The sequence below is a fragment of the Yersinia sp. 2542 StPb PI genome (assembly GCF_048593855.1).
Lineage (GTDB): Bacteria > Pseudomonadota > Gammaproteobacteria > Enterobacterales > Enterobacteriaceae > Yersinia > Yersinia enterocolitica_E.
In genome coordinates this window covers 1-19,138 of sequence record NZ_JAZGQA010000033.1, presented here as the reverse complement: position 1 = coordinate 19,138, position 19,138 = coordinate 1, and the positions used below count along the sequence as shown (strand labels likewise).

The window sequence follows — 19,138 nt, the reverse complement described above, 5'->3', positions numbered from 1 at the left end:
GGGTTTTTTTATATCTAATATTGATATCTGTAGCGTGAATGTAACGATGCGATAGCGGCCGCGCAATCTGTTGTTACTTTGTAAATCACCCTATTTAAGTGTGAAGCTCATCCCAAACTGTATGTTTGCATAATTACAACATTGCCAGCGGAAGAGGCCTCTGTCACAGTATCGGGCTGAGCCTGGAGGGATTCATGGTATTGCAATCAACACGTTGGCTGTCGCTCAGCTATTTCACCTATTTTTTTTCTTATGGCATTTTCCTGCCTTTTTGGGGCATCTGGTTACAAGGGGAAGGCATTCCACCGGAAACCATTGGTATCTTGTTGGGTGCAGGCTTAATCTCCCGTTTCCTTGGCAGTCTGATCATTGCCCCCAGCGTCAAAGATCCTTCTCATCTGGTTACAGCAATCCGAATTTTGGCACTACTGACATTGGCCTTTGCGGTGGGTTTTTGGTTTGGTAATGGTTGGGCCTGGTTGATGGTGGTTATTGCGGGTTTTAACCTGTTTTTTGGCCCACTAGTGCCACTGACTGATGCGTTGGCAGCCACCTGGCAGAAACAGATAACCATGGATTATGGCAAGGTCCGGCTGTGGGGGTCACTGGCTTTTGTTATCGGTTCGGCATTGACCGGTAAGCTGGTCTCTGTTTGGGGCCACACGGCTATTCTCTATAGCCTGACTTTCGGTATCGCCGCCATGTTACTCGGGGCGTTACTCAAACCCAGTATTATGCCGCAGGGTGAGATTAAACATCGTAATGTTGTCGCCACCCACTGGAAAGTATTACTGTCTGAGCCACAGGTCTGGCGTTTTTTACTCTGCGTGACCCTATTACAAGGTGCGCATGCCGGTTATTACAGTTTTAGCTCTATTTACTGGCAAGATGCTGGTTATTCCGCCGCCACCATTGGTTATTTATGGTCGTTGGGCGTGGTCGCTGAGATTCTGGTGTTCGCATTTAGCAATGTACTATTTCGCCGCTGGACTGCCCGCAGCTTATTACTGCTTTCGGCGATCACCGGAATAGTGCGCTGGAGCTTAATGGCATCAACCACCGAATTGCCGTGGTTGATCTTGATTCAGATTTTACATTGTGGCTCGTTTACTGTCTGCCACTTGGCAGCCATGCGTTTTATTGCCGCGCGACGTGGGCCGGATGTGATCCGTTTACAGTCAGTTTATTCTGCACTGGCGATGGGCGGGGGAATTGCGGTCATGACGGTGATCTCCGGTTTCCTGTTTGAGCATTATCAGGGAGGGGTGTTCTGGGTTATGGCATTGATTGTGATCCCGGCACTGTTTATTCGCCCTCGGGTAGTGCCGAGTCAACCAGAGTCTGCCAGTTAAGGCAGCTCCAACACACTGCGTAACTGCTTGTTTTGTTGCTCAGTGAGCGGTAGTAGTACCTGAATCAGCGGGGGCGTTGATTCAGGTTGCCGTACGGCATACGGTGTGAGCACCACAGTAGTGCCGGGCGGGGCACCTGATTGCAGATAAACGTCGTGGGGCAAATATTTAATATGTAATGGCAGTAAGGTTAACTCACGTACCTGCTGTTCCACTTGCTCTTCCAATTCTGGATTATTCCGCGTCAGCAGTAAAATCTGCTTTTCCTGTAATGCATTTTCCTGCATCAGCCAGGCACCAAAGCTAATGGCAATCAGACCGACTTCGTCGACAGAGAATTGAATCTGATATTCCTGTTCAAAAGTAGCCAGCGCCTGTCGCGTGGTTCGTAACAGCCGCGGGTATTTTTGGATAACTTCTTCCAACAAAGAATTATCAATCCCGATATTGAAATAACAGCGCTCAATTGCGGGAGCGAGATGGGCAAAAAGTTGGCTGATCAGTGCTTCATTGCTACTAAGTGTCATCCCTGAAAGTTGCTGAAAATGCGTGATCAATTGGTGAATGGCGTTGATTAGACGGGCATCTTCCGCTGATTGAGTGCTGTGATAGCTGTGTGCTTTAATCATCGTTAGCATCAGAATCAGCATATCCCGTTCAACTCTATTCAGCGCATGACCTAATAACGGATTAAATGAATCAAACAAGCTGTCAGCCGCTGCCAGTGCGGGTTTGCATTCTAACCACTGCTGCTGGGTGGGTGATAATTCTGGCAACACCTGCTGTCGATTTTCCCAAGCACAATAAGCCAAATACAGTTGTAAAAACTGACGGTCTCTTTCATTTAACTGCCGACTGAGATGGGGTTCACATTGGCTGATTATCTGTGGCAGATGCTGCGATAGTAGCGTGTTATCCCATGACAAAGCCTGATACAGATGGGGAGCAAACTGGTTCTCAACGAAATGCGGGCAATAGCGTAACCCACGCCGTAGCCAATGAATTAGGCACAGTCTTTTATCAAGATGGCTACCGTGAATCAGACAACTATCGTCACTATCGGCTCTGAGCTGCAAATGGTAGAAACGCTGGATTTCATTAGCAACCTCGGTTATATCTTGCCGGGTAGTCGCTAGCCCGACGCCATTGAATTGGCTGATGGTGTCCAGTTGTACCTTGTGTGCAGGCATGAATAGCATCAGCACCATATGGCAGCGTCGTTGTTGACCGGATAGCGGTTGATCGGATAACTGGGGCACAGAGGGAGTGTCCAAGCTCATATAACCTTCCGTGATGAATGTGTTGTTGTTTATCAGGCTTAAGCATAGCAAAAGAGATTCTATTCGGTTTAGTGGGGCTGTGGGCTTTTACATCGACTTATAACTTACATCACAGTTTTCCCCGGAGTGCTTGAGCTATAGGGTCGTTAGCTGACTGCCTACCGGTAACACCAATGACTTTGGGCACATCATAGAATATCTAAGGATTGATTAATGTGTGATATGTTATACCATAACAATATGATAATGGTTAAACGGCTGATAGCTTTGCTGCTGGCGGGGGGGATTTTTGTTTATAGCCAGTTGGCGCAGGCCCATCCGCACAGTTTTATTGATATGGATACCACTTTTGTTAGCGATAAACAGATGCTGGTGGGGATGAAAATGGTATGGACTATGGATGAAATCACATCTGCCGATCTGTTATATGATGCAGAAAATGCCAAAAGTGACTCTGAAATCTGGAAAAAACTGGCGGCTGAAGTGATGGCTAATGTGCTGGGACAGCACTATTTCACCGATATTTATCGTGACGGTAAGCCGGTGAAATATAAAAACTTACCAACAGAGTATCACTTATCCCGCAAGGGGCATCAGGCAGTTTTAGCGTTTATTTTGCCACTGGCAGAACCCCAACCGCTGGCGGGGAAGCCTTTCATCATCTCCACTTACGACCCGACCTATTTTGTTGACATGACCTATGCGGGCAACAAGGCGGTAAGGTTATCAACTGACATGGAGAAAAGTTGCCAGTTAACCTTATTTACCCCAGATCCCAATGCTTCGTTACAAGCGTATGCATTATCGTTGGATAAAAGTGATTCGCCAGGAGAAGACATGGAACTAGGAAAACAGTTTGCACAGCGGGTTACCGTACAATGTCAGTAGGTATCACGGCAGTTTCACGGCCCCGGCACTGGCTGATAAATTTATGGCCGCTAATACTTTTTTTACTGATCTTAGCCGGTGCAGCCCAGGTGGCATGGCTCTATTGGCCTGAGTTGCTGTTCAAAACAGTCATTTGGCAGAAAAGCATGCATCAGCAGATGGCCCAATTACTGCAACAAGTTAAAGCTAATCCTCATCAGACTGGTTTTACATTGATGATGTTTAGCCTGATTTATGGCGTATTGCATGCAATGGGGCCGGGGCATGGCAAAGTGGTGATTGTCACTTATCTGGCGACCCATCCGGCACAATTAAAAGAGAGTCTGAAGCTAACTTTTGCCGCCTCACTATTGCAAGGTGGTGTGGCTATCTTGTTGGTAACGTTACTGCTGGGTGTTTTACAACTCTCATCACGGTATCTGCATCAAAGCAGTTTCTGGTTGGAGAAAGGCAGTTTTCTGCTGGTTATCGCACTGGGGGTTTTGCTGTGTTTACGGGCCTTAAAGCGTCTTTATCAGCAGATTAAACTACTCAAACCGCAAAAAATCAGCATCCAACGTATACAACCGTTGCCTGCCAACCATGTTCATAGTGACCATTGTGGTTGTGGGCATCGCCATCTCCCCAGTGCCCAAGAGCTACAAGCTGGGGATGACTGGCGCACTCGTCTGGCGATTGTTCTGGCCATGGGGATGCGGCCTTGTTCCGGCGCGATTATGGTGCTGTTATTTGCCAAAGTGATCGGCGTCTACGGGTGGGGGATTTTGTCAGCGATAGCGATGGCAATTGGAACATCCCTGACCATTTCGCTACTGGCGCTGTTTGTCCATTATGCGCGGCGTCTGGCGGTGTACTTAAGCCGTCATCGTGCACCGGTAGCCTGGGGAGCTATTGCGTGGTCTACGCTGGCATTAACCGGCGGGATTATTCTGCTGTTTGCCGGTGTGCTGCTCTATCTTTCTAGTCAGCCGGAGTTTATCGGCGGCATACGGCCCTTTGGCCGCTAAAGTTAACAATGAAAAAAGCCAGTCGGTTAACCCAGACTGGCTTTTTTCATATGGCTGGATGCGTATATACCCTATAGATTTCAAGGTGTAGGAAGGCGGCAAACAAGAGAACCCCGATGAGCTTACACGAGTAAGTGATTCGGGCGAACGAGAGCAGCCAACACACCTGCAATTTGAAAGATGACGGGTATATGATATTAACGTTTCAATGCATCACTAATCTCATCGCTCATCGCTTGAACGATAGATTTAACAATACGTGGATTACCGGCTACGATATTGCCAGAACTGAAATGGTTATGACCGCCAGCAAAGTCAGTCACGATACCGCCAGACTCACGTACCAACAGTTCGCCACCAGCAAAATCCCATGGCTTCAGACCAATCTCAAAGAAACCGTCAACACGGCCAGCGGCCACATAAGCCAGATCCAGTGCCGCTGAACCGGTGCGACGAAAATCTGCACACTGTTCAAACAGTTTACCCACAACGCGCAGATAAGCTGGCGCATGTTGTTTTACTTTGAATGGGAAGCCGGTCGCCAGAATGGTGCCGTCTAAATCTTTAGCATTGGTGCCGCGCAGACGATAGCCGTTTAATTGCGCGCCCTGACCACGGGTGGCTGTAAACAATTCGTTACGCATTGGGTCATAAACCACTGCCACTTCGGTACGGCCTTTGATGCGTACAGCGATAGAAACGGCGAAATGAGGGAGGCGTTTGATGAAGTTGGTAGTGCCATCCAGTGGATCAATAACCCATTGTACATCATCGTCTTCACCAACCAACTCACCGCACTCTTCACCAATAATGGTGTGTTTTGGGTAAGATTTACGGATGACCTCGACAATCAGGCGCTCTGCATCACGGTCTACATTAGTAACAAAGTCGTTAGTCCCTTTCTGGCTCGCTTCGACAGCGTCCGGGGTTTCATAATTTTTGGCAATCAGGTTACCGGCCTTACGCGCAGCGCGTATGGCGATAGTCAGCATCGGATGCATGGGTATCTTCCACTAGGATGTTAAAGAACGAGAAACGGGGCGCAGTATAGCAGGGGTTCTGATAAATGCCTATACCCGTCACCCTTCAAGATGCAGAGGTGTTGGCTGCCCTTATTTGCCCTAGCTACTTAGTTATCTAAGTAACCAGGAACTAATGAGCCTCATCCTTGAGGCTCACCCTACGGGCGAGTATAAATGCTGTTCAAATCGGCTCCCGACTGATTTGTCACTCGGTTGCCGCCTGCCTGCAACTCGAAGTAGCTTGGGTATATGTCTGTGTTAAGATATGGCGATTCCCCGTTATCTTCAGAGTTTGTATGCTACACAATATTCGTATCGTTTTGGTCGAAACCTCGCACACCGGCAATATGGGTTCAACAGCCAGGGCCATGAAAACCATGGGATTAACCAACTTGTATCTGGTTAACCCTTTAGTCAAACCCGATTCGCAGGCGATTGCGCTATCTGCCGGTGCCAGTGATGTCATTGGTAATGCTACTATTGTCGATACTTTAGATGAAGCATTGGCTGGGTGTAGTCTGGTTGTCGGTACCAGTGCCCGTTCACGCACCTTGCCTTGGCCAATGTTAGAGCCGCGTGAATGTGGTGTGCGCAGCGCCCACGAAGCAGAACATGCTCCGGTTGCATTGGTATTTGGCCGCGAGCGGGTAGGGCTGACGAATGATGAACTACAGAAGTGCCATTATCATGTGGCGATCCCGGCAAACCCCGAATACAGTTCATTAAATTTGGCGATGGCGGTACAAATTTTAGCCTATGAAGTGCGGGTAGCATTCCTTGATCGCCAGCAGGCTGCGGCACCGGTAATAGAAGAAGAGGAAGCCCCTTATCCTTTGGTGGATGATCTGGAGCGCTTTTATCTGCATTTGGAGCAGGTGTTATCCCATACTGGTTTTATCCGACAGGCACATCCAGGCCAGATTATGAGTAAATTGCGCCGTCTGTTTACCCGTGCACGCCCAGAGGCTCAAGAGCTAAATATCTTGCGCGGTATGCTGACATCCATTGAAAAACAGGATAAACACCCACAACATGATGCGGGTGAAAGTGCGTTAGATAACAAAAAATAAGGTTTTATATCAATTGGTTATTATTAAAATCCTGCCATATTATTCAAAATGGAATAGGTTAATAATACTTGAGTAAATTACTAGGTTAAATAGTTGACTAAAACAGTCAAGAATGTCAGAATTCTGGCTTGTTTTCACCAACAGGTAATTTTAGCTATGAGACTGACATCCAAAGGCCGTTATGCCGTGACCGCCATGCTTGATGTGGCATTACATTCCCAGGACGGGCCAGTTCCTCTGGCAGATATTTCTGAACGCCAAGGGATCTCATTATCCTATTTGGAACAACTGTTTTCACGGTTACGCAAAAATGGCTTAGTTGCCAGCGTCCGTGGTCCAGGTGGCGGTTACCTGCTGGGCAAAGATGCATCAGCAATCGCGGTAGGTGCAGTAATCACCGCCGTAGACGAATCTGTCGATGCTACCCGTTGTCAGGGTAAAGAAGGCTGTCAGGGCGGTGATCGTTGCCTGACTCACACCTTGTGGCGTGATCTGAGTGAGCGCATCAGCAGCTTCCTCAACAATATTACGCTGGCAGAGCTGGTGAATAACCAAGATATCCTAGAGGTTGCGGATCGTCAGAATAACGATACGCGCCGTACGGCTAATGGCCGACCGCAAGAGACGATTAACGTCAATCTGCGCGCATAAGCAGAATCTGCGGAATTTTACGTTTTGGAAGTGATGTACGGAGCATAAGAGCAATGACCGAATCAAAAATAAAGACACCTATCTATCTGGATTATGCAGCAACCACCCCGGTAGACCCTCGTGTCGCTGAAAAAATGATGCAGTATCTGACTCTGGACGGTATTTTCGGTAACCCCGCCTCGCGTTCTCATAAGTTCGGTTGGCAGGCAGAAGAAGCCGTTGATATTGCACGTAATGATATTGCTGCTCTGGTAGGTGCTGACCCTCGTGAGATTGTCTTCACCTCCGGTGCAACTGAGTCTGATAACCTTGCAATAAAAGGTGCGGCTAATTTCTATCAAAAGAAAGGCAAGCACATCATCACCTGTAAAACCGAACATAAAGCGGTGCTGGATACCTGTCGTCAACTGGAGCGTGAAGGCTTCGACGTGACTTATCTGGCACCACAGTCTAACGGTATTATCGACCTGAAACAGCTCGAAGCGGCCATGCGTGAAGACACCATTTTGGTCTCTATCATGCACGTGAATAATGAAATCGGTGTGGTGCAGGATATCGCTGAAATCGGCGAAATGTGCCGCAGTCGCGGGATCATTTTCCACGTCGATGCAACGCAAAGTGTTGGTAAATTACCGATTGATCTGAGCAAACTGAAAGTTGATTTGATGTCCTTCTCAGCCCATAAAGTTTATGGTCCGATGGGCATTGGCGCGCTGTTTGTTCGCCGTAAACCACGCATTCGTATCGAAGCACAACAGCACGGTGGTGGTCATGAGCGTGGTATGCGTTCAGGCACCTTGCCAGTCCATCAGATAGCCGGTATGGGTGAAGCTTACCGTATCGCCAAAGAAGAGATGGAAAGCGAAGCTGCGCGTCTGCGCTCACTGCGCCTGCGTTTGTGGAATGGTTTGAAAGATATCGAAGAAGTTTACCTGAATGGCGATTTAGAGAATGGCGCACCTGGCATTCTGAATATTAGCTTCAACTATGTTGAAGGTGAGTCGCTGATCATGGCACTGAAAGATCTGGCTGTTTCATCAGGTTCAGCCTGTACCTCCGCGAGTCTGGAACCTTCTTATGTGTTGCGTGCGTTGGGGATGAACGACGAACTGGCTCACAGTTCAATCCGTTTCTCTCTGGGGCGTTTCACCACTCAAGAAGAGGTAGACTACGCCATTGTGCTGGTGCGTAAATCTATTGGCCGTCTGCGTGATTTGTCCCCGTTATGGGATATGTTCAAACAGGGCGTGGATATTAGCAGCATTGAATGGTCTCACCATTAATTCCAGACTTTAAGACTCAGGAGTAATCACATGGCTTACAGCGAAAAAGTAATCGATCATTACGAAAATCCACGCAACGTCGGTTCATTCGACAACGCAGACCCTACTATTGGTAGTGGCATGGTTGGCGCACCCGCTTGTGGTGATGTCATGAAATTGCAGATCAAAGTCAACGAAGCCGGTATTATTGAAGATGCTCGTTTCAAGACTTATGGTTGCGGTTCAGCCATTGCTTCCAGCTCTCTGGTAACTGAATGGATGAAGGGCAAATCTCTCGATCAGGCTGAAGCGATCAAAAATACTCAAATCGCGGAAGAACTGGAGTTACCGCCAGTCAAAATTCACTGCTCGATTCTGGCTGAAGATGCCATTAAAGCAGCTATCGCCGACTACAAAAGCAAACATACTGCCAAGTAGTTGTAACATAGGTTATCAATTGTTAGCAGAGTTGAGGAAGGTGTATGTCGATATCAATCAGCGACAGTGCTGCACAACGGGTCAGTGCCTTTTTAAATCACCGTGGTAAAGGCTTGGGTCTGCGCTTGGGCGTAAGGACATCAGGCTGCTCTGGTATGGCATATGTACTCGAATTTGTTGATGAAATGAACGACGATGACGTCATTTTTGAAGACAAAGGTGTGAAAGTGATCATCGACGGCAAAAGCATGGTCTATCTTGATGGCACCGAATTAGATTTCGTCAAGGAAGGGCTGAACGAAGGCTTTAAGTTTAACAATCCGAATGTCTCAAGTGAGTGCGGATGTGGTGAAAGCTTTAACGTCTGACTCCTGTTTTTGTTTCTACCTCAGGCACTTGTGCTTCATACAGCTCTCTTGCATAACAAGAGGGCTGTATAATATTTGCTAAGCCATCACTATATTCCAGAGCATGCTATGGATTACTTCACATTGTTCGGGCTGCCGCCTCGCTATCTGGTTGACGGCAACCAACTCACTACCCGCTATCAGGAATTACAACGTCAATTCCACCCTGACCGTTTTGCTAACCAGCCTGAACGCGAGCGTTTAGCCTCGTTGCAACAAGCCGCAACCATCAATGACGCTTACCAAACCCTCAAGCATCCGTTAAAACGTGCCGAGTATATGTTATCTTTGCAGGGTTTTGATTTAGGCAATGAACAGCACACCATGCGTGATACTGCATTTCTGATAGAGCAGTTGGAACTGCGTGAAGAGCTTGATGAGATTGAACGCAAACCCGATGCCGAAACGCAGCTTGCTGCATTCAGTAGCCGCTTAGCATTGATGACACAAACGCGCAGTCAGCAAATGGTGGAGCAACTGGATAAGCAACAGTGGGAACTGGCGGCTGATACTGTGCGTAAATTGCGTTTTTTGGATAAGTTACAACAGCAGGTTGAACAACTTGAAGAGCGTTTGTTTGATGATTTATCTTGATTTATACCCGTCATACTTCAAGCTGCATGTGTGTTGGCCGCTTTCGTTCACCCGAATCATTGACTGGCGTCAACTCATCGGGATTCACTCAATTGCCGCCTGCATGCAACTCGAATTATTTAGGGTATAACCGTGGTCTCTAATTGGTAAAATAACTAAAACTCAATTTATTAATTGTCGTAATGTCTGATTAATTCAGAGCCTATCACCGGATAGATTTTGCTCTTTAGACTCATGATTGATGGAAGTTCAACATGGCCTTATTACAAATTAGTGAGCCTGGTTTAACTGCGCAGCCGCATCAACGTCGGCTGGCCGCAGGCATAGACTTAGGTACGACCAATTCATTGGTCGCCACCGTGCGTAGCGGTAAAGCACAAACGCTGGTTGATGAGCAACAGCGGGATCTTTTGCCCTCAGTGGTTCATTATCAAGCAAATAGTATTGATGTTGGTTGGAATGCCCGCAATCTGGCGGCATTGGACCCGGTCAATACCATCAGTTCAATTAAACGTATGATAGGTCGCTCTTTGGCAGATATCGTACAGCGCTATCCTAATCTGCCTTACCAATTCCAGCCCAGCGAAAATGGCTTGCCAATGATCCAGACTGCCAGTGGGTTGGTGAATCCGATCCAGGTGTCTGCTGATATTCTTAAAGTATTGTCTGCTCGAGCCCAAGCGGCACTGAGTGGTGATCTGGATGGTGTGGTGATCACTGTGCCGGCGTATTTTGATGACGCTCAGCGTCAGGGTACCAAAGATGCGGCACGTCTGGCGGGGCTACATGTATTACGTCTGCTTAATGAGCCGACCGCAGCGGCAATTGCCTATGGCCTGGATTCAGGTCAGGAAGGGGTGATTGCCGTTTATGATCTTGGCGGTGGCACCTTTGATATCTCTATTCTGCGTTTGAGCCGTGGTGTGTTCGAAGTGTTGGCAACCGGTGGTGATTCTGCCCTGGGGGGCGATGACTTTGACCATCTATTAGCCGATTGGCTGCGTGAACAAGCAGGTATTGACTCCCGTGATGATCATGGTATTCAGCGGCAATTACTTGATGCAGCGATCGCGGCTAAAATCGCGTTGAGTGACGCCGAGGTTGCAGATGTCTCTGTTGCTGGCTGGCAGGGGCAAATAACCCGTGGGCAGTTTGAATCGCTGATTGCAGCGTTAATCAAACGGACATTAATGTCTTGTCGCCGTGCGTTGAAAGATGCCGCAGTGACCCCTGATGAGGTGCTGGAAGTGGTGATGGTTGGTGGTTCAACCCGTGTGCCGCTGGTGCGTGAGCAAGTCGGGCAATTCTTTGGCCGCACGCCGCTAACCTCGATTGATCCCGATAAAGTTGTGGCAATCGGTGCCGCCATCCAGGCCGATATTTTAGTGGGTAATAAGCCCGATAGTGACATGCTGCTGCTTGATGTTATCCCGCTTTCATTGGGGTTGGAAACCATGGGCGGTCTGGTGGAGAAAGTTATTCCGCGCAATACCACTATTCCAGTAGCCCGCGCGCAGGAGTTCACCACCTTTAAAGATGGGCAGAGTGGGATGAACATCCATGTGCTGCAAGGCGAGCGTGAATTGGTGCAAGATTGTCGTTCATTAGCCCGTTTTACCTTGCGTGGCCTGCCGCCACTGCCTGCTGGTGGTGCGCATATTCGTGTTACTTTCCAGGTAGATGCTGACGGTTTATTGAGTGTTACCGCGATGGAGAAGTCCACCGGTGTTGAGGCATCGATTCAGGTTAAGCCATCCTATGGGCTATCTGATGATGAAATTGCCAATATGATTAAAGATTCGATGGCGAATGCGCAAAGTGATGTCAGTGCGCGTAAGTTAGCAGAACAACAGGTCGAAGCATCCCGTGTGCTGGAGAGTTTACAAGGCGCATTGGCAGAAGATGCAGCATTACTCAGTGAGCAAGAAAGTACCGCTATCGTTCAGGCGATGGCCTTATTACAGCAGCAGATGCAGGGTAACGACCCACACGCAATCGAAGCTGCGATCAAAGCGTTAGATGCGAAAACGCAAGATTTTGCCGCGCGCCGGATGGATGCTTCCATTCGCCGTGCGTTGGCTGGTCATTCAGTGGATGAGGTTTAATCATGCCCAAAATAGTATTTCTGCCCCATAAAGATCTTTGCCCGGATGGTGCAGTACTGGAAGCAACCCAAGGTGAGACTATACTCGACGTTGCCTTGCGCAATGGGATCGATATTGAGCATGCCTGTGAGAAATCCTGCGCCTGCACCACCTGCCACTGCGTGGTGCGTGAAGGGTTCGATTCCTTACCAGAAAGCAGTGAGTTGGAAGATGATATGTTGGATAAAGCCTGGGGTCTGGAGCCGGAGAGCCGCCTGAGCTGCCAAGCCAGAGTGACCGACGAAGACTTGGTAGTTGAGATCCCGCGTTATACCATTAACCATGCGCGGGAGCATTGATATGAGCTTAACGTGGCAAGATACTCGGGAAATCGGTGAAGCACTCTACGACAGATTCCCGGATACCGATCCGAAAACCGTGCGTTTTACCGATATGCATCAATGGATTTGCTCTCTGGAAGATTTTGACGACGATCCGCAGAAATCGAATGAAAAAGTGCTAGAGGCCATTCTATTAGTGTGGTTGGATGAGTTTGAGTGAGTATTGTAGGGTCGCGAAAGCGGCCTTTTTTGTACCTGATCTGATATCCTATACCCAAAGTCATTGGCGTTGCAGGCAGGCAGCAGCTGAACGACAAATCGGTTGAAGACCGATTTGAACAGCATTGATGCTAGCTCGCAGGGGGAGCCTCTTTGAGGCTCATTAATCCCGATAAGCTTACTTATATTTTAAGGTCAAGACCAGTAAGTGATTCGGGTGACAAATCTGCCTGGAGCAGATTTGAACGCTGCTTGCAGCGGCCTCGCAGAGGCGAGGCCGATGGACGGGCCGAGTAGTGCGCGTAGCTAACACCCCTGTAGCGCCAAGGACGAAGGGTATACAGCAAAAAATAATAACGAGGTAATAATGACAACAGAATTGATGCAAGTATCCCTGTCGCATAATCCGGCAGATGCCCGTTGGGGCGAGAAAACGCTGTTGAGTACCGATGCTGAAGGGATGACTATCCACCTGACGGACAACGGTAAATTAGGTGCGATTCAACGTGCTGCGCGCAAAATAGATGGGCTGGGAATCAAGCACATAAAACTGGCTGGCGAGGGCTGGGGGTTAGAGCAAAGTTGGGCATTTTGGCAAGGGTTCCGTGGGCCAAAAGGTCAGCGCAGCGTGGAGTGGGCAGAACTGCCAGAGAACGAAAAAACTGAACTGAAACAACGCATAAAAATTATCGATTGGGTGCGCGACACGATCAACGCACCGGCGGAAGACTTAGGTCCAGAGCAATTGGCTAAAAATGCCATTGATTTGATGTGTGCCGTCTCGTGCGATGCAATCAGTTACCGTATTACCAAAGGCGAAGATCTGCGCGAGCAGGGCTATGCTGGGATCTATACCGTGGGTCGTGGATCTGATCGCGCACCGGTATTGCTGGCCTTGGATTATAACCCAACCGGTAATCCTGATGCGCCGGTAATGGCCTGTCTGGTAGGTAAAGGAATTACATTTGATTCCGGCGGTTACAGCCTGAAGCAGAGTGCGTTCATGGACTCGATGAAATCCGATATGGGCGGTGCAGCCACCGTGACGGGAGCCTTGGCCCTGGCGGCGGCGCGTGGCTTGAAACAGCGTGTGAAGTTGTATCTGTGTTGTGCCGACAATATGGTTAGCGGTAATGCCTTTAAATTGGGTGATATTATCCGTTACCGCAATGGTAAAACTGTAGAAATCATGAATACCGATGCTGAAGGGCGTCTGGTACTGGCTGATGGCCTGATTGATGCCGCCGAGCAAAACGCACCGCTGATTATTGATGCTGCCACTTTAACCGGTGCGGCCAAAACGGCATTGGGTAACGACTACCATGCTCTGTTCAGCTTTGATGATGAGCTGGCACAAGCGCTGTTGAACAGCGCGCAAAGTGAACATGAACCTTTCTGGCGTTTACCTTTGGCGGAATTCCATCGCAGCCAGTTGCCATCTAACTTTGCTGAATTGAATAATGTGGCGGGCGCTGCCTACAGTGCGGGTGCCAGTACTGCCGCCGCATTCCTGTCGCATTTTGTGAAAAACTACCAACAAGGTTGGCTCCATATTGACTGCTCTGCCACTTACCGTAAAAGTGCGGTTGAACAATGGTCTGCCGGTGCTACAGGTTTAGGTGTTCGTACCATTGCTAATTTGTTGTTGGCGAAAGCAAAACAGTAAGTTTGGTGAATGAAGGGGCAAGCACACCTACGGGTACTCCGGCGGCTCACGCCGCTACGACCCGAACGGTGCGCTTCCCCTTCGTTTGGTTTTGTAAGCTACTAATGGGGCGCATTTACGTCCCTTTGTTCGATCTGCTTGACGTTTTTCGGAGTACAAGATGAGTTTGCTACAACCACCTGCCGATGATAACCACGATCACCACCATGATGAGGACCAGAGTCTGGAGTCGTTGCTAAAACTGGCGGCAACTGAGTCAATTTATCGCACTGCTTTTTTCCGCAGATTACTGGACGCCACGGTGTTAGTGCTGGTGGCCGGCTCAGAACCGGGCGGTGAGGATAGCGAGATGACCTTCACTGCGGGCAATGGGGTCAATATTCTGCATTGGGAAAAGCAGGATGGTGAATCAGTTATTCCTTTTTTCAGTTCGCCAGAAGTATTGCAACAGGCGCTGAGCCAGGCTGAGGATGAGCAAACTGACCTCGAAAAGCAGCCTTTTGTTGCTATGCCAGTACGGGTGTTATTTGAAATGACACAGGGTGCACATCTGTTCCTGAACCCAAAATCAGAACATGGCAAAGAGTTTTGGCCGCAAGAAGTGGCGATGCTATTGGAAAATGGCGGTTTAGCCCAACCGGCTGAAATGATGGTGGATAAAGAGAGCCAAATCTTGTTGGGCCAGCCGGAAGAGTATCCGGCGGCGATGGTTGATGCTTTGATCCAACTGTTTAGCCAGCGCAAACCGGTGCGGCGTGCTTTTCTGGCATTGATGCATGATAAAAGTGTGGATGAGCAACCTAACTTACTGATTGGGTTGGAAGTGGATGGTTCGCCCGAAGAGATAGATCAGCTAATTCAGGAAGCGGGCAATGTGGCCAGTGACCATGCACCGGATGAACACCCGGTCGATTTCTGTCTGGTTAATGAGAAAGAGCGTGGGGTAAGCCACTATCTGATGACCCATACGCAGGCGTTTTATCAGCGCCGCTGGGGCAGTTGGCTGAGAAATGTTATTCCCTCGACCAGCCATTAACTCGCTGTTGGCGGGCCAGATTAGCTAGCTATAGGAAAGGGAGCCGTAAGTGGCTCCCTTTTTTGACACACCATTCTCATTGCTACATGAAGAACTTAACGTGTTATTTAGAAGGTGTAAGCAACGCCCATATTAATGGTCATTGGGGTCGCAATGTTTTTACCTTTAGAGACTTTCACTTCAGAACCGATTGACAGGTTAGAGGTCAGGTTTACATTGACACCCACACCTGCGTTAGCTCGGGTCCCTTTCAGGCTGTTATCAAACATTTCGTTGTTAACCATCACCTTGTTACTGGCCATCAGGTCATGATCCACTGAGAAGATAGCGTAAGGCTTAATTTCAGTACCACCATTCAACACAAAGCGATAACCGGTGTTCATCCCCAGAGTACCGGTGGTAGAACGTGCGCCTTGGCTCTGTGCTTCCATGCCGTTAGACAGTTGGTACTGGCTCTTACCGGAGCTAAAGGTGTTCAGCGCGACATAAGGGGAGATATACATCTCATTGATATTGATATGTTTACCTGCCTTCATGGCCAGACCCAGACCGGAGAAGTTAGTATTGCCGGTGGCGCTGCCGTCTTTAGCGGTCACACTGAGGTTCTGTTTAAACTGGTTAGTTTTCAGCACACCATTAATGTAATAACCGCTGTTAGCCAAATATTGCGCGTAAGTACCCAATGAGTTGCTTTCCACACTGCCGCTGCTCTGGTAATCCGATTTGATATTTGAGCTGCTGTAGCTGGCGAAACTACCCACACTGAATACGGCATTACCTAAATCAATGGCTTTATCGCCACCTAAAGTCATGCCATTCAACTTCTGGTTGAAGTTGGCCGCTGTGCCTTTCACGTTATAGCTGTCGTTCAGGTAAGTGAGCCACACGCCGCTTTCGTTAGCTGACGAGCTTTGCTTATCCAAACGATTCTGAATCGAACTTAATTCAGCATTAAAGATAACCGGCATGGTATTGGCGACAGCCAGCACACCCGCGGCACTTGGTGTCAGGGCTGCTTTATCGGCTACCAGTTTGAAGCCGCCTTGACCATCACTGACCAGGTTGTGCTTATAGTTACCCAGATCTACCGGGCCATTAGCCAGTGCAAAGCGCGCGTTATTGGTACCCTGTACATCAACGACATTCAGGTTAGCCGGAGCAACACCGCTGGCATCGATCTGAACGTTGAAATCACCATTAGCATCACCCGTTACATTCAGTGGTGCCGTGGTATGGCTATGCAGGGCTGAACCTAAGTTAAAGCTACCGTTACCTGCCAATGAGTTCATGGTCAGTTGCGCTTTTGTTTGGCTCATATCGATAGAACCGCCCGCCAGCGTGACATCTTTAAAGGCGAATTTAGCGGGTTTGCCATTCATGGCGCTAAAGGCCGCACGGGAAGTTGGGTGTAGCCTGACATAAGGTGCATCTTCGGCCACCAGCACCATGTTACCGGCTAAATTCAGGTCTGCATGCTGGGTTACTGCACCGTCATGGACGCTCAGGAAACTGCCTTGGTTGGCATTAATGATCCCTTCGACAGCGGCAGTTTGGGTGAAAATGGTGGTACCGCCATTTAACTCCGCGTCTTTCAGCGAACTAGCGATCAGCGCATAACCGTCTTCAACCAGTATCTTATTGGCTTGCATGCGCGATTTAAGCTTCAAGATACCGCCGTTAACCGTGGTGTTGTCAGCTTTCGCATCGCCACTAACGGTGAATTCTGCACCGTTATTAACCGTGGTATGATGGGCGTTTGCGCTACCAGTAAGCTCGAAATGACTGTTATTCAGCTCGGTATGCTCGGCCGTGGCACCATCGTTAACAATGAACTTGCCGCCATTTACCGTCGTATGCTCTGCTGTGGCACCGCTCGCCAGAGTGAAGGTACCGTTCTCAAGTGTGGTTTTATAAGCACTCGCCTTGTCATTAACCGCGAATTCGCCGCCATTGATAGTCGTATCTGTCGCTCCTGCGTCAGCTTCAACGGTGAAAATACCATCATTTAGTACAGTATTCATGGCCAGGGATTTATTTTGCAGCGTAATGCTCCCGCCATTGATATTCGCTTTAGAAATAATAGCTCCATCTGTAGCGGTAATCTCACCTTCACTGACCATATCAATGACTACAGAGTGCTGTGCTATTGTCACCTTGCCACCCTGTGCAATCACTGCACCTTTTGATTTAGCGAGTTCAGTGCCACTTGCCCCTTTAAGGGTCAACTGACCTTCTGCACCAACTTGGGTACTGATGTCAGTACCACCATTATTTTCCATGCTGCCTTTGGTGATCACGGTGCTATTTGCCAGTGCGCCAAGCGCCAACGTTACCGTGCCCTCTTCACTAATAATACTGCCAATGATCTTACCGCCTTCTTCCACATTTTGTGTGCCGCCCGATACCAGGGTATCGAGTGCAAAGGTTCCCGTATCGACGGTTTGTTGCTCAGTGCCGGCAATTTTTTGCTCAAATGCAGGTATATCAACAGTCGTAGTTTTTACTGTCTCTAAACTAGTTAATGCTGTTGCCGCAGCCTGCATTTCTGTGGTGCTAGTTAGGAGGTCAGCCGCAGCGTCAGTTTTAATATTAATGGCATTAATAGCCTTAAGCCCAATCATATTAAAATCATCATCGGCAGACTGATGTTTCTTGGTTGCGTCATCAGCTACCTGCTGTGCTGCCGCTGCATCCTTGATGGCCTTTTGCGCGTCTTCAGCCTGAGTTTTTTTGGTCGCATCAGTGGCTAGGTTTTTAATCAAATTCTCAAGCTCTTGTTCGAGATTTGGTGTGTTTTCATCCCAACTTGGATTGACATCTTTAATTGCAGTACTTTTTGCAGTATTAAGCTGTTTTAAGTTAGCTTCAGCTGCAATTCTTTCTTTATCAGCGAGTTTGAGCTTTGCTTGATTCAATTTTAATTCAGGAGTCAGACGTACGACATCAACACTTGCTTTTTTTTCTGCTTCTTCTACTTTTTTGTGCTCCTGTTTAGCCACAGCCAGCTCGTTGAACTTAGCTTGTTTCTCAGCAAAATAAGCCACCAGTTTTTCTGTTTGTTCCTGGCTAATCACACCTTGAGTCAGGTAGTTTTGCACCCTGTTCAGGGTATGTTGGCTTGTTTGCTGCTGTTTGACTGCCGTGGCTTTTTGCTCAAGTTCTGGCGAAATAGCTGAGTTGTTGTTTAATGATGCAATAAACAGTGAGTTGGCCTCTTCAGCGGTGAACTGCCCCGGCGCTTTGTTATTGAGTGAGGCTGTAAAGGCATCTATTGCTGCTGCATTGAGTTTATTTTTGTTGTCTTCGCTCTTGTCTTCTGCATAAGCAACAACGGCTTCTAACTGCTTGATTTGTTTTTTAAATGCATCGTTAAGTGAATCTAATTCGTTTTTTGCTTGTTTTTGTTGTGCAGGTCCTAAGCCAGCAATGCTGGTTGCAAAATCCTTATTCTGCTGCTGGTGATTCTGTTGCGCTGTCGTAATTTGCGACTTAATCTGATCGATCATCTCTGCTGTGATTGTTTGACCCGCAGGAGCGATGCTTTCCAGCAAGATATCTGCAGGGGCTTTGGCTGCGGTAAAGCTGCTACCATTGCCCATACCAACAAGAGGTGTAACCGCAGATGTTGGTGCAGCAATTGCCCCACCAGATATCAATGATGAGACCAAAATAGATAACGGCAATAAACGTGTATTTAATGTGTTGCGATGACCCATGATTTTATACATTCCTATTTACAGATGAATTTAAAAGACGAAATACTCAAGAAGGTTAATAACGACAAAATGTTGGATGAAATATAAAGAAGTGTGCTGGACATT

At 48.2% G+C, this 19,138-nt stretch carries 17 protein-coding genes; 14 read left to right on the top strand and 3 right to left on the bottom strand.

The window, feature by feature from the left end; genetic code table 11:
* The first annotated feature begins 194 nt into the window (after window positions 1-194).
* Entirely contained in the window at window positions 195-1,352 is a 1,158-nt protein-coding gene (locus tag V1952_RS06540; protein WP_372559679.1) for a 3-phenylpropionate MFS transporter, read from the top strand.
* On the opposite strand, the gene csiE is transcribed toward V1952_RS06540, so the two are convergent.
* Complete coding sequence (csiE, locus tag V1952_RS06535; RefSeq protein WP_420074485.1) at window positions 1,349-2,632, bottom strand: stationary phase inducible protein CsiE; 1,284 nt, start codon at window positions 2,630-2,632, stop codon at window positions 1,349-1,351. The genes V1952_RS06540 and csiE overlap by 4 nt on opposite strands.
* Window positions 2,633-2,845: 213 nt before the next feature.
* On the opposite strand from csiE, the gene V1952_RS06530 reads away from it, so the two are divergent.
* Entirely contained in the window at window positions 2,846-3,520 is a 675-nt protein-coding gene (locus V1952_RS06530; RefSeq protein ID WP_420074484.1) for a DUF1007 family protein, read from the top strand.
* Window positions 3,511-4,527: a nickel/cobalt transporter gene (locus tag V1952_RS06525; RefSeq protein WP_372559676.1), complete on the top strand. Its 1,017-nt coding sequence runs from the start codon at window positions 3,511-3,513 to the stop codon at window positions 4,525-4,527. The genes V1952_RS06530 and V1952_RS06525 overlap by 10 nt, the downstream gene beginning before the upstream one ends.
* 197 nt (window positions 4,528-4,724) lie before the next feature.
* On the opposite strand, the gene suhB is transcribed toward V1952_RS06525, so the two are convergent.
* Window positions 4,725-5,528, bottom strand: coding sequence for an inositol-1-monophosphatase (gene suhB, locus V1952_RS06520; RefSeq protein WP_005192722.1), 804 nt, complete (start codon window positions 5,526-5,528; stop codon window positions 4,725-4,727).
* A 317-nt stretch (window positions 5,529-5,845) separates the two neighbouring features.
* Between suhB and trmJ the strand changes: the two genes are divergently transcribed.
* From trmJ to sseB, 11 genes are all read left to right on the top strand, one after another.
* Window positions 5,846-6,619 carry a tRNA (cytosine(32)/uridine(32)-2'-O)-methyltransferase TrmJ gene (gene trmJ, locus V1952_RS06515; RefSeq protein WP_372559675.1) on the top strand — a complete coding sequence of 258 codons (774 nt, stop codon included), beginning with the start codon at window positions 5,846-5,848 and terminating at the stop codon, window positions 6,617-6,619.
* A 156-nt stretch (window positions 6,620-6,775) separates the two neighbouring features.
* A complete protein-coding gene (iscR, locus tag V1952_RS06510) occupies window positions 6,776-7,270 on the top strand; it encodes a Fe-S cluster assembly transcriptional regulator IscR (RefSeq protein ID WP_004707916.1) in 495 nt (164 codons plus the stop codon).
* Between the two features lie 68 nt (window positions 7,271-7,338).
* Window positions 7,339-8,553, top strand: a complete 1,215-nt coding sequence (locus tag V1952_RS06505; RefSeq protein WP_372559939.1) for an IscS subfamily cysteine desulfurase — start codon at window positions 7,339-7,341, stop codon at window positions 8,551-8,553.
* Window positions 8,554-8,583: 30 nt separating this feature from the next.
* The gene (iscU, locus tag V1952_RS06500; RefSeq protein ID WP_005159510.1) at window positions 8,584-8,970 is read left to right on the top strand and encodes a Fe-S cluster assembly scaffold IscU; all 387 of its coding nucleotides are present in this window, start codon (window positions 8,584-8,586) and stop codon (window positions 8,968-8,970) included.
* Between the two features lie 44 nt (window positions 8,971-9,014).
* Window positions 9,015-9,338 (top strand): iron-sulfur cluster assembly protein IscA, encoded by a 324-nt coding sequence (gene iscA, locus V1952_RS06495; RefSeq protein WP_005192709.1) that lies wholly within the window; start codon window positions 9,015-9,017, stop codon window positions 9,336-9,338.
* A gap of 108 nt (window positions 9,339-9,446) precedes the next feature.
* On the top strand, window positions 9,447-9,971 hold the full coding sequence (gene hscB, locus V1952_RS06490; protein WP_372559674.1) for a co-chaperone HscB: 525 nt from the start codon (window positions 9,447-9,449) through the stop codon (window positions 9,969-9,971).
* Window positions 9,972-10,225: 254 nt separating this feature from the next.
* Entirely contained in the window at window positions 10,226-12,076 is a 1,851-nt protein-coding gene (gene hscA, locus V1952_RS06485; RefSeq protein WP_420074483.1) for a Fe-S protein assembly chaperone HscA, read from the top strand.
* Between the two features lie 2 nt (window positions 12,077-12,078).
* On the top strand, window positions 12,079-12,414 hold the full coding sequence (fdx, locus tag V1952_RS06480) for an ISC system 2Fe-2S type ferredoxin (RefSeq protein WP_004713939.1): 336 nt from the start codon (window positions 12,079-12,081) through the stop codon (window positions 12,412-12,414).
* Window position 12,415: 1 nt separating this feature from the next.
* Window positions 12,416-12,616: a Fe-S cluster assembly protein IscX gene (iscX, locus tag V1952_RS06475; RefSeq protein ID WP_372559672.1), complete on the top strand. Its 201-nt coding sequence runs from the start codon at window positions 12,416-12,418 to the stop codon at window positions 12,614-12,616.
* A 366-nt stretch (window positions 12,617-12,982) separates the two neighbouring features.
* The gene (gene pepB / locus V1952_RS06470) at window positions 12,983-14,281 is read left to right on the top strand and encodes an aminopeptidase PepB (protein ID WP_420071474.1); all 1,299 of its coding nucleotides are present in this window, start codon (window positions 12,983-12,985) and stop codon (window positions 14,279-14,281) included.
* A gap of 160 nt (window positions 14,282-14,441) precedes the next feature.
* Window positions 14,442-15,317 (top strand): enhanced serine sensitivity protein SseB, encoded by an 876-nt coding sequence (sseB, locus tag V1952_RS06465; protein ID WP_420071473.1) that lies wholly within the window; start codon window positions 14,442-14,444, stop codon window positions 15,315-15,317.
* A gap of 107 nt (window positions 15,318-15,424) precedes the next feature.
* On the opposite strand, the gene V1952_RS06460 is transcribed toward sseB, so the two are convergent.
* Entirely contained in the window at window positions 15,425-19,033 is a 3,609-nt protein-coding gene (locus V1952_RS06460) for an autotransporter outer membrane beta-barrel domain-containing protein (RefSeq protein WP_420074482.1), read from the bottom strand.
* Window positions 19,034-19,138: the final 105 nt, after the last annotated feature.

Coding starts and splice junctions, on each gene's coding strand:
- V1952_RS06540 (WP_372559679.1), top strand. CDS start 195: ATGGTATTGCAATCAACACGTTGGCTGTCGCTCAGCTATTTCACCTAT.
- csiE (WP_420074485.1), bottom strand. CDS start 2,632: ATGAGCTTGGACACTCCCTCTGTGCCCCAGTTATCCGATCAACCGCTA.
- V1952_RS06530 (WP_420074484.1), top strand. CDS start 2,846: ATGTGTGATATGTTATACCATAACAATATGATAATGGTTAAACGGCTG.
- V1952_RS06525 (WP_372559676.1), top strand. CDS start 3,511: ATGTCAGTAGGTATCACGGCAGTTTCACGGCCCCGGCACTGGCTGATA.
- suhB (WP_005192722.1), bottom strand. CDS start 5,528: ATGCATCCGATGCTGACTATCGCCATACGCGCTGCGCGTAAGGCCGGT.
- trmJ (WP_372559675.1), top strand. CDS start 5,846: ATGCTACACAATATTCGTATCGTTTTGGTCGAAACCTCGCACACCGGC.
- iscR (WP_004707916.1), top strand. CDS start 6,776: ATGAGACTGACATCCAAAGGCCGTTATGCCGTGACCGCCATGCTTGAT.
- iscU (WP_005159510.1), top strand. CDS start 8,584: ATGGCTTACAGCGAAAAAGTAATCGATCATTACGAAAATCCACGCAAC.
- iscA (WP_005192709.1), top strand. CDS start 9,015: ATGTCGATATCAATCAGCGACAGTGCTGCACAACGGGTCAGTGCCTTT.
- hscB (WP_372559674.1), top strand. CDS start 9,447: ATGGATTACTTCACATTGTTCGGGCTGCCGCCTCGCTATCTGGTTGAC.
- hscA (WP_420074483.1), top strand. CDS start 10,226: ATGGCCTTATTACAAATTAGTGAGCCTGGTTTAACTGCGCAGCCGCAT.
- fdx (WP_004713939.1), top strand. CDS start 12,079: ATGCCCAAAATAGTATTTCTGCCCCATAAAGATCTTTGCCCGGATGGT.
- iscX (WP_372559672.1), top strand. CDS start 12,416: ATGAGCTTAACGTGGCAAGATACTCGGGAAATCGGTGAAGCACTCTAC.
- pepB (WP_420071474.1), top strand. CDS start 12,983: ATGACAACAGAATTGATGCAAGTATCCCTGTCGCATAATCCGGCAGAT.
- sseB (WP_420071473.1), top strand. CDS start 14,442: ATGAGTTTGCTACAACCACCTGCCGATGATAACCACGATCACCACCAT.
- V1952_RS06460 (WP_420074482.1), bottom strand. CDS start 19,033: ATGGGTCATCGCAACACATTAAATACACGTTTATTGCCGTTATCTATT.